This is a genomic window from Acetobacterium sp. (assembly GCF_036508315.1).
In the GTDB taxonomy this organism is placed as follows: Bacteria; Bacillota; Clostridia; order Eubacteriales; family Eubacteriaceae; genus Acetobacterium.
In genome coordinates this window covers 1-15,704 of sequence record NZ_DATCHP010000072.1, presented here as the reverse complement: position 1 = coordinate 15,704, position 15,704 = coordinate 1, and the positions used below count along the sequence as shown (strand labels likewise).

Annotated in this window: 12 protein-coding genes; 6 read left to right on the top strand and 6 right to left on the bottom strand. The window is 41.8% G+C overall.

Translation table 11 applies throughout. From position 1 onward, the window contains the following. Together VIK44_RS09585 and VIK44_RS09580 are read left to right on the top strand one after the other, a co-directional pair. A partial coding sequence (locus VIK44_RS09585; protein WP_331553682.1) for a HAMP domain-containing sensor histidine kinase occupies positions 1-669 on the top strand: 669 nt, incomplete at its 5' end. After that, positions 650-1,786 (top strand): hypothetical protein, encoded by a 1,137-nt coding sequence (locus tag VIK44_RS09580; protein ID WP_331553681.1) that lies wholly within the window; start codon positions 650-652, stop codon positions 1,784-1,786. The genes VIK44_RS09585 and VIK44_RS09580, both read left to right, overlap by 20 nt. A gap of 181 nt (positions 1,787-1,967) precedes the next feature. Here the strand turns inward: VIK44_RS09580 and pyk are convergent, their stop codons facing one another. The 5 genes from pyk to VIK44_RS09555 form a co-directional block, all read right to left on the bottom strand. Continuing rightward, positions 1,968-3,710, bottom strand: coding sequence for a pyruvate kinase (gene pyk, locus VIK44_RS09575; protein ID WP_331553680.1), 1,743 nt, complete (start codon positions 3,708-3,710; stop codon positions 1,968-1,970). 38 nt (positions 3,711-3,748) lie between these two features. Next, positions 3,749-4,705 (bottom strand): ATP-dependent 6-phosphofructokinase, encoded by a 957-nt coding sequence (locus VIK44_RS09570; protein ID WP_331553679.1) that lies wholly within the window; start codon positions 4,703-4,705, stop codon positions 3,749-3,751. A 2-nt stretch (positions 4,706-4,707) separates the two neighbouring features. Beyond that, the gene (locus VIK44_RS09565; protein WP_331553678.1) at positions 4,708-8,256 is read right to left on the bottom strand and encodes a DNA polymerase III subunit alpha; all 3,549 of its coding nucleotides are present in this window, start codon (positions 8,254-8,256) and stop codon (positions 4,708-4,710) included. A gap of 242 nt (positions 8,257-8,498) precedes the next feature. After that, positions 8,499-9,260 (bottom strand): CpsD/CapB family tyrosine-protein kinase, encoded by a 762-nt coding sequence (locus VIK44_RS09560; RefSeq protein ID WP_331553677.1) that lies wholly within the window; start codon positions 9,258-9,260, stop codon positions 8,499-8,501. After that, a complete protein-coding gene (locus VIK44_RS09555; protein WP_331553676.1) occupies positions 9,260-9,961 on the bottom strand; it encodes a YveK family protein in 702 nt (233 codons plus the stop codon). The genes VIK44_RS09560 and VIK44_RS09555 overlap by 1 nt, the downstream gene beginning before the upstream one ends. Positions 9,962-10,244: 283 nt before the next feature. Between VIK44_RS09555 and glpK the strand changes: the two genes are divergently transcribed. The 4 genes from glpK (at position 10,245) to VIK44_RS09535 (ending at position 15,013) form a co-directional block, all read left to right on the top strand. After that, the gene (glpK, locus tag VIK44_RS09550) at positions 10,245-11,735 is read left to right on the top strand and encodes a glycerol kinase GlpK (RefSeq protein ID WP_331553675.1); all 1,491 of its coding nucleotides are present in this window, start codon (positions 10,245-10,247) and stop codon (positions 11,733-11,735) included. Between the two features lie 178 nt (positions 11,736-11,913). Further along, positions 11,914-13,389: an NAD(P)/FAD-dependent oxidoreductase gene (locus VIK44_RS09545; RefSeq protein ID WP_331553674.1), complete on the top strand. Its 1,476-nt coding sequence runs from the start codon at positions 11,914-11,916 to the stop codon at positions 13,387-13,389. Beyond that, positions 13,386-14,654: an NAD(P)/FAD-dependent oxidoreductase gene (locus VIK44_RS09540; RefSeq protein ID WP_331553673.1), complete on the top strand. Its 1,269-nt coding sequence runs from the start codon at positions 13,386-13,388 to the stop codon at positions 14,652-14,654. Before VIK44_RS09545 ends, VIK44_RS09540 begins: the two co-directional genes overlap by 4 nt. Further along, a complete protein-coding gene (locus VIK44_RS09535; protein ID WP_331553672.1) occupies positions 14,651-15,013 on the top strand; it encodes a DUF1667 domain-containing protein in 363 nt (120 codons plus the stop codon). The genes VIK44_RS09540 and VIK44_RS09535 overlap by 4 nt, the downstream gene beginning before the upstream one ends. A gap of 58 nt (positions 15,014-15,071) precedes the next feature. Here the strand turns inward: VIK44_RS09535 and VIK44_RS09530 are convergent. Next, on the bottom strand, positions 15,072-15,704 hold a 633-nt coding region (locus VIK44_RS09530), incomplete at its 5' end, for a response regulator transcription factor (RefSeq protein ID WP_331553671.1).

Here is a 15,704-nt window from a genome sequence, read left to right as displayed (position 1 = left end):
ATCATCGGTTATACAGATATGCTAACCCGACGAAAGGTAGATGATCCCGAAATAGTAAACCGATCCTTAAACACGATTAACCGTGAAGGTCATCGTCTCCTTCGCCTTGTGGATGACTTATTAACGGTTAATAAATTTGATAAGGCTGAATTTGACTTTAAAAAAACAAATCTGAATCTTGTCCTTCTTCTTTCTGATGTGGTTGAACAAATGCAGATTAAAGCAAGTCAATCCGAAGTGGATATTAACTACCGCTCGGATGAGCTTCCTGAAGTTCTGGGAGACTATGACCGACTCCAACAGGTATTTATTAATATTATTCACAATGCCATTAAGTATTCTAATAGTGGTGATATTATTGACGTTATTTCAACCTTGGAAGATGACCACATTGTGGTATCCATTCGAGATTACGGCCCGGGAATTTCTGAAATTGAGCAAAAACGAATTTTTAATGCTTTTTACCGCGTCGAGGAAGATCGGTCTCGGGGGCCTGAAGAAGGGGGTTCCGGACTTGGGCTTTATATTGTTAAACAGGTTATAGAAAAACATGAAGGAAAAATTGAAATTGTAAGCCAGGTCGGTGAAGGCACCAATATCATTGTTACCCTTCCCATTCTTTCTGTTTTAATTTATGGAGGTGAACCGGATGTTAAAGCGCTTAGCTAAGTGGTTTTTTCCTGGCTTTATCCTGGTGTTTGCCTTGTTAGCCGGAGGATGCCAAAGCCTTTTCATTCCCAAAAATGTCCCTATTGCCCTATGGGAAGGCCTCTCTTCAAAAAATCAACCTTCCCAGGAAATCACCATCCAGTCGTTTCACACGATTACCCCTGGGATCGTCCAGGATATTTCCAATAATGGGAATTCTTTGATTATCCTCAATTCAGAGAACTCAAAAACCAACTTTAATATTAATACCTATGACACGGATGCACAAAGCTTATCTTCTTTTATCAGTTCTGATAAACGTGTACTCTCTGCACTTTATGATTCCTTTGATGCAGGTATTTATTATGTTGTGGAAACCGTTGACGCCAATACCGGGAAGGCCAGCAGCCAGCTCTTATGGACAGATATTAACAGAGATACTACCCGAGTCATTTCCCTTCCTGAAGAAAATGTTGTAAAATGTTTTGGAATTGGAGAATCAGATCAAGTTATTTACAGCAATAATAATAATGAAATTATTATTGCCGATAATCAGGGAAGCCGTCAAATCTACACAACCCCTGAAAATTATAGCATCCTTTCAGTAGATTATATGAAAATTACTCATTCACTTGTTTTCATGGCCAATCCTCCAACCGGAGCCGAAAAGACAAACCTTTATTATGGAGAAATAAAAGCCGATTCCGTTAAGATTATTCCTAAGCTTGTAGCGGAAAATGTCATTGATTTTGATGTTAATAAAGCGAATAATCAACTTGTTTTTATTAAAAATACAGGTCAAAATCAAAGCATTGCTACCTGGTCAGTTAACTCCACGCCGCAAACCACACTTGCTGCAGGTAATTTTGGAACGGTAACGTATACATCCAATGGTGATAAAGTAGTATATACCCAGTATTCATCAAATGTTGATTCACAATTTCAGTCAATCTGGATTATGGATCCAAATGGGAAAAAACCATTACAGATTACTTCACCTTTGAAGCTAAACTCTCAGATCATTTGTGATCCATCTAAGTCCATCCTCTATTTTTCTGTTGACACAACAAAGGATGTAATCACTGCAAAAGACCGGATTTTTACCCAAACCTATGAGTTCACCTACACCATAAAATGAAACATAAAAGGAGCTGTCCAATGACAGCTCCTTTTATAGTATTGACAAGCCTCTTTTCCGGGCATTTAATTGATCGTTGTGTGCTGCATGATCGTACAGACTACGCCTGTTCGCCATGATGCACACAACTTGATGCAATAAAAATCCGGGAAGAGGCTTGTCTGATTACTTTATCTACAGTCTAAACCATTTGTACCCGCCCCTGATACACAACACCACGTTTGGGATCTACAGAAATCAATTTGCCATGCTCAATAATTTCAATGGCTTTTGCAACATCAACAATAACCGGAATATCATAGTGAAGTCCGGCAATCGCACCTTCTGAGCTTAAGCCGCTTTCTTCGGTAATAATCGCCGATGCCAAATGAAGAATATGACTGATATCCGGGGTTAAAGCTTTCACAACTAAAATATCCCCTTCCATAAATTCATTTACATTGGCAGCGGTAATAATCTTAGCATGTCCGGTGACCGGTCGTTTGCCAATGCCCACACCATAGATTATGGCAGTTCCCACAGTGTGAACTTTAATAATATTGGTGTTTCCCTGAACCCCCAGAGGCACTCCGGCAGCAATAATGGCAATATCTCCAAATTCCACATACTTCTGCTCAACGGCTTTTTTAACTGCATCCATAATCATACTGTCGGTATCACCAAATGCTGGTGTGTAAATGCAATTAACGCCCCATACCAGGGTCAATCGACGAATGGTTGACACCTTATCTGTTACGGCAATGATGCTGCAATCCGGTCGATATTTTGATATCATCCGAGGGGTATGCCCTGATGATGTTGCCGCAATAATTGTTTTAGCATTAAGCTGATTTGCAATCTGGCAGGCACCCTCACTCACAGCATTGGTAATGGTCAATTCACCGTGTTCCGGTTTTTTTCGGCGAGCATATTCCTCAGAATTTTCACTTTTAACCACAATATTACACATGGTTTTTACCGACTCAATGGGATAAGCCCCTGCTGCTGTTTCCCCTGAAAGCATGACGGCATCGGTACCATCAAAAACCGCATTGGCAACATCGCCAACCTCTGCACGCGTTGGTCTTGGATTACGGATCATCGAATCCAGCATCTGGGTTGCGGTAATAACGGGTTTTCCAACAAGATTACATTTCCTAATAATGCTTTTCTGCACCAATGGTACTTCCTCTGCCGGTATTTCCACGCCTAAGTCCCCTCGGGCAACCATAATACCGTCAGAAACAGTTAGAATTCGGTCGATTTTTTCAACGCCTTCTCTGTTTTCTATTTTGGATATTATATTAATCCGTTCGCCACCATTTCGCTCTAAAACTTTTCTTATTTCTAAAACGTCCTGGGGCTTTCTGACAAAGGATGCGGCAACAAAGTCAATTTTTTGCTCAATCCCAAAAATAATATCGTCACGGTCCTGCTCAGTCAAGGCCGGCAATTCATTGGTAACGCTGGGAAGATTAATGCTTTTTTTGCTTCTAAGGATTCCGCCGTTTAAGACGGTACAGATAATTTCTGTTCCTTCAACCGCTTTAACTTCCAGTTGGATCAGCCCATCATCAATCAGAATGCGACTGCCAACAGAAACTTCACCGGGAAGATTTTCATATGAAACACTAATGCGCTTTTCATCACCGGAAATACTTTCTGTAGTCAGTACAACCTGGTTCCCGTTTTGAAGTTCAACCTCACCCTGGGTTAGTTCTCCTGTTCTGATTTCCGGTCCCTTTGTATCTAACATAAGAGCTACAGGAATTCCCAGCTCTTTACGGACTTCTTTAACCAGCTGAATTCTTTTGGCATGCTCTTTATGGGTTCCATGGGAAAAATTCAAACGAGCAACATTCATTCCATTAAGAACAAGCGCTTTTATTGTTTCCTTAGTATCTGTTGCCGGACCCAGGGTGCAGACAATTTTTGTTCTTTTCATTTTTTTCCTCTTTCCTGTATTTAGGTTATCTTACTCAATTAAATGGATAATACCATGGCGATATCATAAATATCCTGACGAAATTTTTTAGGCATTAGGATAGCTTCTTCAAGGGGAATCCACAAATATTCACCATGTTGTTGCACTACGACACTTCCGGTTTCTTTTTTAATAATCGCCTGAACGGCATGATATCCCATGAAGCAGGCTAGACTTCGGTCCACATTTGAAGGAGATCCTCCTCTTTGAATGTAACCCAGATTGGTACCCTTTGTGGTTACCTGGGTACGTTCTTCAATTTTAACGCAGTAATCACGGTAACTCCCGCAGCCTTCTGCAAGCATAACAATACTGTGAAGCTTGCCCCGATCTTTTCCGATGAGCAGTCGCTGGCAAATCGCATCCAGGTCCGTTTCAACCTCAGGAAGTATCAAGGCTTCCGCACCGCCGGACAGCCCAGAATATAGTGCAATATCACCGCATTTTCGACCCATGACCTGAATCACATTGATCCGGTTATGGGAGTAGGTGGTATCTCTGATTTTACTAATGGCATCCAGGGCCGTGGTCACTGCCGTATCAAAGCCAATGGTAAAATCACTGCAGCCCAAATCATTATCAATGGTCCCTGGAATTCCGATAACACTAACCCCCAGATTCTGAAGTGCCAGCGCACCTTTTAAGCTCCCATCACCACCAATAATGATGAGGTGCTCAATACCATATTCCTCCAGTACTGCAGCTCCCTGTTTCACCCCTGCATCAGTAGCAAAAAAATCGCTTCTTGAGGTTCTGAGAAGTGTGCCTCCTCTTTGAAGAATATCAGCTACTGAATAAACTGTCAGTGGCGTGATATCCTCTTCTAATAAACCGGCATAACCCCGATTAATTCCATACACTTCAATGTTATTGAAAATTGCCGTTCGTACGACAGCTCGAATGGCCGCATTCATTCCCGGTGCATCACCACCGCTGGTTAAAACTCCAATACGCATTTTTACTTTACCTCCACGTTTTGATTTCCTAAAATATGACTCAATTCTCTGATCAGTGCATCACCTGGGGTAACCCACAATTCTTCACTGGCAACAAAGCGATTTTTTTCTTTTCTAAAGACTAAAACCACCGGTACTTTCCCTTTGTACTTTATTAAAACTGATTTCACACATTTTATCAAGGGTTTCTCTGTTAAATCATTAAAAGTAAGAATTAATTTTCTTTCTGTTTTTTTTAATTCGTCACTATGATAGTTGACCTTGACTTCTTCCACCCGAAAATTTTGTGACTTCCCCGGGGGTTGACCAATGGGATAAATTTGAGAAGCAATGATCGAGGTATTCCCCTCCTCATTGTAATTAATTCGGCCTTTTATAATAATCGGTTGGTCCTGTTTCAGATACCGCCGATAGTCATCATATGTTTTTGGAAAAACCACCACTTCAATTCTGCCATATAAATCCTCAAGCGTGACAAAGCACATCATCTGGCCTTTTTTTGTCATCATGGTTTTTAATTCCTGAATCAAACCACCGATGCTGACCTGCTGTCCGTCCTGAATACCGGCATCTTTAAGCTCCTGATAGCTGTCCAGGGTGTTGGAAAAAAGACTGACTGTTTTTTTCAGGATCTCTTCGAATTTTTCAAGGGGATGGCCTGTAACATAAAGGCCTAAAACCTCTTTTTCCAATGCCAGACGTTCCTCTTTTGAGAAAGGTTCTATTTTTGGAAAATGTTCTTCTTTTAAACTGGCCATTTTTTTTGAATCGCCTAAGCCTGCCAAATCAAGAAGCGACATTTGTCCTGAAAGGCGATCCTTTTTCTCGCGTTGAACCTGATCCACAATCAATTCTGCAATGGCCAGCATTTGAGCACGGCTGCTCCCAATAAAGTCAAAGGACCCACCTTTAATCAGGCTTTCAATACTCCGTTTATTAAGAGATTTCAGATCAACCACCTCACAAAAATTCCGAAAGCTTTGAAAATCTCCCTGTTTTTCACGAGCATCAATAATCGCTGCAATGGCGTTTTTTCCAAGGCCTTTAACAGCCCCTAATCCAAAACAAATATTGGTTCCTGAAACACTGAACTTTTCATAACTGGCATTTACATTTGGCGGCAACACGTGAATGCCGATTTTACGGCAATCCTCAATATATTTAGCAACCTTTTTCTCATCATCCATGACACTGGACATCAGGGCTGCCATAAATTCTGTGGGATAAAAACATTTTAGCCAGGCGGTTTGATAGGCAATCACTGCATAGGCCGCCGCATGGGATTTATTAAAGGCATATTTCGCGAAATCCTTCATTTCATCATAAATCTTTACTGCCACGGTTTCCGAAACGCCGCGACGAATGGCACCATCTACCACAATATTTCCCTGTTCATCCACTTCTCCGTGAACGAAAACATGACCTTCAGCCGCCATGACATCCCCTTTTTTCTTTGACATGGCACGACGAACTAAATCACTTCGGCCCATGGAAAATCCGGCCACATCCCTGAATATTTGCATAACCTGTTCCTGGTAAACCATACAGCCGTAGGTCACATCAAGGATTGGCTCTAAAATAGGATGGTGGTAAGGAATTGACTCCGGATTTTTTTTATTTTCGATGTATCGGGGGATTTGCTCCATTGGCCCTGGTCGATACAGTGAGATCCCGGCAATAATATCCTCAAAGCTTTCTGGCTGGAGCTCTTTAATAAATTGCTGCATACCCCGGCTTTCCAACTGAAACACGCCTAAAGTATCCCCTTTGGAAAGCATTTCAAAAACTTTTGTATCATCCATTTCCAAAGAATCCAAGTCTGGAGCTTCCCCATTGGAAAGCCTGATATTTTCCAGGGCATCCCGAATAACGGTTAAGGTCCGGAGCCCTAAAAAGTCCATTTTCAAAAGACCAAGATCTTCCAGAAGGCCCATTGGAAACTGGGTTGTAATTAGATCATTGTTCCGATAAAGGGGAATATATTCCACTAAAGGCAAGTCTGAAATAACAACCCCGGCAGCATGGGTAGAAGCATGACGGGAAAGCCCTTCAATGGACTGGGCGGTTTTTAATAGCCTTGCCACATCTTCACTGGCCGCTGCCATTTTTTTAAGTTCCGGATTTTCTTCCATGGCATCGGCAATGGTAACATTAGTCCCGGCATGAAAGGGTATCTCCTTGGCAACCCTGTCCACTGCATTATAGGGCATATCCAGAGCTCGTCCCACATCCCGGATAGCTCCCCGGGCAGCCATGGTTCCAAAGGTAATAATCTGAGCCACTCGGTTTTCACCGTATTTATTCACCACATAATCAATGACTTCCTGACGACGTTCATAGCAAAAATCAACATCTATATCCGGCATTGTCACACGCTCCGGGTTAAGGAAACGTTCAAAAAGAAGCTGATATTTTAATGGATCCACCGTGGTAATATCCAAACCGTAGGCCACGATGCTTCCGGCAGCACTTCCTCTTCCGGGTCCAACCATAATTTGATGATCCTTTGCATATTTTATAAAATCCCAGACAATCAGGAAGTAGTCGTCAAAGCCCATAGTATGAATGACTTCCAGCTCATAATCCAGCCGTTCGATCATCTCCGGCAAAACTTCTGAATATTTTTTATTAATCCCCTGGATACAAAGTTTTCTCAGATAGTCTTTGGCATTTTCTCCGGTCGGTAATTCAAATTGAGGCAAATGGGTTTTTTCAAGATCAAACGTAACCTGACAGCGCTTTGCAATTCGGTTGGTATTTTCAATGGCTTCTGGAACATCCACAAAAAGCCTGGCCATTTCCTCTGCACTTTTGAAATAAAACTCATTGTTTGGAAATCGCATCCGTTTTTCATCCTGAACGGTTGCTGCTGTCTGTATGCACAAAAGAATATCGTGATTTTCAGAATCTTCTTTTTTAATATAATGAACGTCATTGGTGGCCACCAATGGAATGTCATATTTCTTTGAAAGCTGAAGCATCCGTTCGTTCACCAAAGCTTCTTCCCGCAGGCGATGATCCTGTATCTCTAAAAAGAAGTTTCCTTTGCCAAAAATCTTCTGGTATTCCAGACAAAGCCCGGCCGCACCTTCCATATCGTTTTTAAGAATCAGTTGCGGAATCTCTCCACCGATACATGCTGACAGACAGATGATCCCTTCACTGTTTTCTCTGAGATAATTGTGATCCACCCGTGGCTTATAATAGAATCCGTCAATAAAACCCTTGGACACTATTTTCATCAGGTTTTTGTATCCGGTATTGTTTTCTGCCAGCAAAATGAGGTGGGAACGATCTTTATCCAGTTGACCATCTTTCTGATCCAGTCCCCTTGCCGCAATATATACCTCACACCCGATCACAGGGTGTATTTTTTCTTTCAGACAGGCTTTATAAAAATCAATGGCACCAAAAAGAACGCCGTGGTCTGTTAGTGCTATGCTATCCATTCCCTGTTCTGCAGCGACTTTCGCAAGAGCGTTAATGCGACCAAAACCGTCTAATAAACTATATTCACTATGAACATGTAAATGTGTAAATTTTATTTCCATATTATTAACCATTCTAAAGTTTGTTTGACTTATTTGTATATTTACTAATTCCCATTTGTGCCCTATTATACCATAATTCGGATTAAATGAATAGGCCATTGTCCCAGTCGGGTAATATTGATCCCAGCACCAAGAATTTCTACTCATACCTGAAAAAGCAGGAAAATTAAGAAGAGAAACCATCCTTATCAGACAGTTTCTCTTCTTATTTTCCTGCTTTTTTTGCATCTTTTTAAGTCTTTCTATTGGGTTATTTTTTCTCTGTGTTTATGCTTTTTTTCTCTTTTCCGTTTTTCCTTTTTTGTTTCTCCGTTTATTACTGCTTCCTCTTCATAATAGGCATTATAATAATAGCCATAATATCCTTGCCGTTTGGAAATTGGCACCTTGTTGGCCACCACGCCAATGATTCTGGCATTAATTTTTTTGAGATTTTCAATAGCATATCGAACCCCATCCCGGTTGCATTGTCCCAATGACACCACAACGATATACCCTTCAACCACAGGGCTAAGAACGGCTGCATCGGTTACCATCCCAACTGGCGGGGCATCCAAAAGGATGTAATCAAAATTATTTTTCAGATCATCGATCACCTCACCCATGCGACGACTGGCCAGGATTTCCGAAGGATTCGGAGGAATCGGCCCTGATGTAATAATAAAAAGATCCGGCACTTCTGTTTTTTGAATACCATCAACGATATTAATTTCCTTAAGCAGAATGTTGGTTAGTCCCTTGCCGTTATCCAAATCAAACTTTCTGTGCATTTGGGGCCGTCTCAAATCACAATCGATGATTAAGGTGCGCTTCCCGCTTTGGGCAAGGGCTACCGCATAATTCCCGAGAATGGTGGTTTTTCCCTCGCTTTTATCCGTACTTGTTATGGCCAGCACCTGCAACTCATGATCAATATCTGAAAAGGTAATGTTGGTTCGCATTTTTCGGAAGGCCTCAGAAATTGGTGACTTTGGTTCTTTAAAGGTAATTATCGAATCTTTCATTATCTTCCTCCTCCGTCATTACTTAATTCCACAGTTTCCGGGATAATTGCCACAATGGGCACATCCTCAATGAGCTTTTTAAGATCTTCCACTGTTTTGACCGTTGTAGTTAATGTTTCCCGGATAAAAATAATGAACACACTCGCAACAATTCCAAGTAAAAACGCAATGGCAATATTCAGTTTCACGTTAGGTGAAACAGGGCTTTCATTAACCTCTGCAGTATCCACCACCTGTAAATTATTGATTTTCATTAATTCGGCCACATTGGTCATAAACACCGTTCCTGTTTTGTTAGCGATGGTCGCCGCTAAAACAGGATCCTTTGAAGTAACTTTTATTTCAATGAGTTCAGTTTCATTAACCGTTGATACTGCAATCATTTTTGCTAAAGCACCGTCGCTCAAATCCAGTCCCAGACCTGAGTTCACCTCATCCATGACGGATTTACTCTTGGCAATTTCACTGTACGTTCCGACTAACTGCTGGTTCGTTTTCAACTCACTGGCAGTATCTGATGCGGTACTGGTATAACCCTCAGGTTTGCCCACAATGAGGGTGGTACTGCTGCTGTACTCCTTATCGATGAAAAAAATGGTAAAGACCGCAGCCAGTGCCATAAACAGCACCGTAATGGCCACGATCATTTTCCAATTTTCTCTAAGGAGATCCAGTATCTCCTGTAAACTTATTTCCTCCATTAATATCCCTTTCTTTTCCAAGTTTGTTTTTCATAATTCAAATTTATTCTTAGGTAAAAACCATTTACGATTCATTATATCCTATAAGATAAATTCATTCAAGTTTTTTTATCTTATTCAAAAATTAATTTATATTTTTAATTAAAAATCCATATCATCGGTATCAAGCTTAATCAAATGTTATTAAGAAAATAACATTTCTCCTAATTGGTTATCTTTTACATCTGATGCAATTTGTGTTATTATATTCCCATCTTTAAATGAAAATCAGAGGGTAATACTCATGAAAAAGTATATCTTATCGCTGGATGCCGGAACCACAAGTTCAAGAGCCATTTTGTTCGGCCATGACAGTAAAATTGCAAGTATTGCAAAAAAAGAATTTACGCAGATTTATCCAAAAGCTGGCTGGGTTGAACATGATGCCATGGAAATCTGGGCGACTCAAAGTGCTGTTGCTCATGAAGCTTTAGAAAAAGCCGGCGCCACTTCCGAGGATATTGCGGCCATTGGAATTACGAATCAACGTGAAACCACTGTTGTATGGGACAGAAAAACCGGGATCCCTATTTATAATGCCATTGTTTGGCAATGCCGCCGTACCGCCGCTTTTTGTGATGAACTAAAGGCCCGTGGATTAGAAGACTATGTTCGAGAAAATACCGGTCTTGTTATCGATGCTTATTTCTCAGGAACGAAAATCACCTGGATCCTTAATCATGTGCCAGGTGCCCGTGGCAGAGCTGAAAAAGGGGAATTGGCTTTCGGAACCATTGATACCTGGTTAATTTGGAAACTTACGAATGGTAAAGTGCATGTTACCGATTATTCCAACGCTTCCAGAACCATGGCTTTTAATATTAAAACCCTTAAATGGGATGAAAAAATGTTAAAGGAATTAGATATCCCTGCTTCCCTGCTTCCGGAAGTCAGACCTTCTTCAGAAATTTATGGAACCACTTCCTTATACGGTGGTGAAATCCCGATTGCCGGAGCGGCCGGTGACCAACAGGCTGCTCTCTTTGGACAGGCATGCTTCGAGCCGGGAATGGCTAAAAACACCTATGGCACCGGTTGCTTTATGCTGATGAACACCGGCGAGAAACCGGTAAAATCAAACTCAGGCCTTATCACAACCATTGGCTGGGGCTTCGAAGGCACTGTGAACTATGCGTTGGAAGGCTCTATCTTTGTTGCCGGTGCTGCTATTCAATGGTTGAGAGACGAACTTAAAATCATTGATTCTGCCCCTGACAGTGAATACTACTGTACCAAAGTTGCTGATACCAATGGCGTCTATATGGTGCCTGCCTTTGTAGGTCTTGGTGCGCCATTTTGGGATATGTATGCACGCGGTGCCATTCTTGGCCTGACCCGTGGGGCAAACAAAGCTCACATCGTTCGTGCGACGGTAGAATCACTGGCTTATCAGACAAAAGACGTTTTAGACGCAATGGAAAAAGATTCCGGCATTAAACTGGCAGAATTAAAAGTTGATGGTGGTGCCTGTGCCAATAACTTCTTAATGCAATTCCAATCGGATCTCCTTGGGGTTTTGGTTAAACGTCCTGCTATTGTAGAAACCACCGCCTTGGGTGCTGCCTACTTAGCCGGTTTGGCTGTAAAATTCTGGGATAATAAAGACGCCGTTACACAATCCTGGAAACTTGACAGAAAATTCGAACCAATGATGGATGCTGGTGTCCGGGCTAAATTATATGCCGGCTGGTTAAAAGCAGTTAAATGTGCCAGAGGTTGGGAAGATGCCGACTAGGTCTCTCCTTATTACAAACAGTAATAGGCAATTGCGAAATTCATAAACACAAGTGTAAACAGACATCTAAGCTCACAGTACTTTCGCAATTACCTAAACAAACAGTAAAGCTACTGGAACGTTTTTCAAAAAAACAATTGCTTTTGATTTTCACGCAGTCCCTTAGGAGGAATAATAAATGTATGATATCGCCATTATCGGAGCCGGCATTGCCGGTTCCTACGTTGCCCGGGAATTATCCCGGTACAAACTAACTATCGTTTTACTGGATGGCGAAAACGATGTTGGCAATCAAATTACCATGGCGAATTCAGCCATTATCCATGCTGGTTTTGACGCACCATCATATAAGCTTAAGGGAAAATTCAATGCTGCCGGAAACATTATGTATGAAAAAGTCTGTGCCGACCTGGATGTTCCATTTAAAAGATGTGGTTCACTGGTAGTCGCTCATGACGAGTATGAAATGGCAACCATTCATGAATTGTATCAAAATGGTTTAAAAAATGGTGTTCCCGATTTAAAAATTCTATTTAAAGAAGAAGTCCATGCCATGGAATCCCATTTAAATAAAGATATTTGCGGTGCACTCTATGCCCCAACTGCCGGAGTTGTATCCCCTTTCGAGCTCTGTGTTAATGTGGCTGAAAATGCTGTGGATAACGGCGTTACTCTTAAACTTAATCACCTGGTCAGTGCTATCAAAAAGATTGCAGATCATTTTAATATTGTAACGAACACTGGCAATATTGAAGCAAAATATGTTATTAATGCTGCCGGCGTTTATGCTGATGATATTTATGAAATGGTTGGTGAGCCCTACTTCCAGCTTGTTGCGAGAAAAGGAAATTACTTTATTTTTGATAAGGAGGTTGGAAATCTGGTAAACCATGTTATTTTCCCTTGTCCTTCAAAAAACGGGAAAGGTATTTTGGTTGCTCCAACCGTGCATGGAAACCTTTTAATCGGTCCTGACGCAGAACCAGTGGAAAAAGGCGATATCTCCACCACTGCCGAACGTCTGGATTACATTAAGACAAATGCTCTGAAAAATTGCCCAACCCTGCCATTTAATAAAATCATCCGATCCTTTGCCGGCCTGCGTAATACGCCGGTAGCGGATACCTTTACCACCACCGATGGTGACTTTATTATTGAAGAATCCCCGGTAAAAGGCTTTATTAACGTGGCTGGTTATGAATCTCCGGGATTAAGCTCCATTCCTGCTGTTGCCCATTATGTGGTTGAAGAAATTGTAAAAGCACTTATTCCCGATATGATCGATAACCCGAATTTCAATCCAAAAATTCGTCCCCGTATGCGTTTTGAGGAACTTACTGAAACTGAGAAAAAAGACCTTATTAAACAAAATCCGAAATATGGTAAAGTGATCTGTCGCTGTGAAACCATTACCGAGGGTGAAATTATGGATGTGATCCACCGCAGTGTCGGAGCGCGAACCGTTAAATCCGTTAAAAAACGTTGTCGTGCGGGCATGGGTCGTTGCCAGGGCGGGTTTTGTTCCCCACGGGTAGTTGAAATTCTTGCCCGTGAGCTGCACTGTTCTTTGGATGAAATAATGTATGACCAACAGGATTCCGCTTACATCCTCTCCGGAAAAACAAAATCAGCTCAATCGGAGGCAAAGCCATGATTTATGATGTTGTGATCCTGGGAGGTGGCCCGGCTGGTTTGGCCGCTGCTGTCGAAGTAAAAAAAGAAGGCGCAGAAAATGTTCTGATCCTTGAGCGTGACCGTGAATTAGGTGGCATCTTAAACCAATGTATCCACAATGGCTTTGGACTTCACACCTTTAATGAAGAATTAACCGGACCCGAATATGCTGAGCGTTATGTTGATCAGGTCACTTCACTGGGAATTCCCTGTTTTTTAGATACCATGATTTTAGACATGGTTGATCAAGGAGACCTTAAGGCCATCCACGTGATTAATGAAAAAGATGGATACAGGGCTATTCAGACAAAAACCGTCATATTAACCATGGGCTGTCGAGAACGCCCTTCCGGAGCCATTGGTATTCCAGGCTATCGTCCCTCCGGTGTTTTCACTGCAGGAACTGTCCAGCGCTTCGTTAATATGGAAGGCTACATGCCCGGTAAGGAAGTCGTGATCCTTGGTTCCGGTGATATCGGACTGATCATGGCTCGTCGCATGACTTTAGAAGGTGCCCATGTGAAGGCTGTGTGCGAACTGATGCCTTACTCTAATGGTTTAGTCAGAAACATTGTCCAATGTCTTGATGATTATGGTATTCCTTTGCGATTAAGCCATACCATTACCTTTATTCATGGTAAAGACCGTCTGGAAGGGGTTACCGTTGCCAGGGTTGATGAGCACCTGAAAGCCATTCCCGGAACTGAGGAATTTATTCCCTGTGATACCCTTCTTCTGTCTGTTGGTTTAATTCCCGAAAATGAAATCACGCGTAATGCCGGGATTGAAATGGATCCCCGCACCAACGGTGCCGTTGTCGGTGAACTCCGTCAAACATCAATGCCCGGGGTTTTTGCCTGTGGCAATGTTGTTCATGTCCATGACCTTGTGGATTTTGTAAGTGAAGAGGCTGTTCTTGCGGGGAAAGGCGCTGCAAAATATCTTACAGGCGCACTTGATACACATGTGACTTTTACCCCCCTTAATGGTGACGGCATCAGTTATGTGGTGCCACAACGCGTTTGTTTGAAAAATGCGGAAGATCAGGTAACCTTCTACATGCGTGTTCGTCAGGTATTTAAGAACAAGGTGGTTAATGCCTACATTGGTGAAACACTTATTGCCAGTAAAAAAGAAAAGAAACTGCTCCCTGCTGAAATGGTTAATTTCAAAATTGCCAGGGATGTATTGGCACAATACCCAGCCGGGGAAATCCGTTTTGTTATCGAGGAGGCCACGAATTGAAAAAAGACATGACCTGTATTGTTTGCCCCATCGGTTGTCAGATGACAATTGAAGAAAAAGAAGATAGCACCTATGAGGTTACGGGTTACACCTGTAAACGGGGTTCAAAGTATGCCATTAATGAAATGACTAATCCTACCCGTGTTATTCCCACCACCGTTGTTATTTATAACGCCATGCTTCCAAGGCTCCCTGTTAAAACTGCAGAGCCTATTCCCAAGGGTCAGATTTTTGAAGCAATGGCCGCTATTAATCAGGTGGTTGTGGAAGCCCCGATTAAAACAGGTGACATTGTTTTAAAGAATCTCCTGGGTCTCGGCATTGATGTTGTCTCCACCCGAACCATGAATAAATGCTAAAATCCTGATATTGAAAGGCACTGAGAATAGAAAATCACTTCTCAGTGCCTTATTTTTATTAATATTCAAGGATTTTAAGTTCTTCCACAAAACGATATCCGACCCCAACCTCAGTTAAAATATAGTGTGGTTCTCCCGGATTTTTTTCAAGTTTACGACGTATATTGGCCATATTCACCCTTAGGGTTTGGTTTTCATTGGTATAAGGTCCCCATATTTTTTTCATGATTGTATCATAGGTAACAACCTTTCCAGCATTTTGGGTGAGCAGCTCAATAATTTTATATTCAATAGGGGTAAAGTGCAGAAGCTCTGTTCCTAAGGTCACCAATCGTTTTTCAAAATCAATGGTAAGTTCTCCCAGATGAAAAACTTCTTTCTCTTTATCCGTTTTTCCTATTGCCATCTTATGATGACGAAGAGCCGTTCGAATCCGGGCTAAAAGCTCAGAAGTGCCAAAGGGCTTTGTAATATAATCATCACAACCCAAATCAAGGGCCTCCACCTTTTCTCTTTCGTGTCCCCGGGCAGAAACCACAATCACAGGTATGTCCGAGGACCATTCTCGAATTCTTTTTAATACTTCAAGACCATCCATATCCGGTAACCCTAAATCTAGTAGCACTAAATCAGGACTTTGAGAGGTAAAAATGCTGAGTGCCTCTTTTCCCTCAGTCGCTTCTACAATATC

Coding starts and splice junctions, on each gene's coding strand:
- VIK44_RS09580 (WP_331553681.1), top strand. CDS start 650: ATGTTAAAGCGCTTAGCTAAGTGGTTTTTTCCTGGCTTTATCCTGGTG.
- pyk (WP_331553680.1), bottom strand. CDS start 3,710: ATGAAAAGAACAAAAATTGTCTGCACCCTGGGTCCGGCAACAGATACT.
- VIK44_RS09570 (WP_331553679.1), bottom strand. CDS start 4,705: ATGCGTATTGGAGTTTTAACCAGCGGTGGTGATGCACCGGGAATGAAT.
- VIK44_RS09565 (WP_331553678.1), bottom strand. CDS start 8,256: ATGGAAATAAAATTTACACATTTACATGTTCATAGTGAATATAGTTTA.
- VIK44_RS09560 (WP_331553677.1), bottom strand. CDS start 9,260: ATGAAAGATTCGATAATTACCTTTAAAGAACCAAAGTCACCAATTTCT.
- VIK44_RS09555 (WP_331553676.1), bottom strand. CDS start 9,961: ATGGAGGAAATAAGTTTACAGGAGATACTGGATCTCCTTAGAGAAAAT.
- glpK (WP_331553675.1), top strand. CDS start 10,245: ATGAAAAAGTATATCTTATCGCTGGATGCCGGAACCACAAGTTCAAGA.
- VIK44_RS09545 (WP_331553674.1), top strand. CDS start 11,914: ATGTATGATATCGCCATTATCGGAGCCGGCATTGCCGGTTCCTACGTT.
- VIK44_RS09540 (WP_331553673.1), top strand. CDS start 13,386: ATGATTTATGATGTTGTGATCCTGGGAGGTGGCCCGGCTGGTTTGGCC.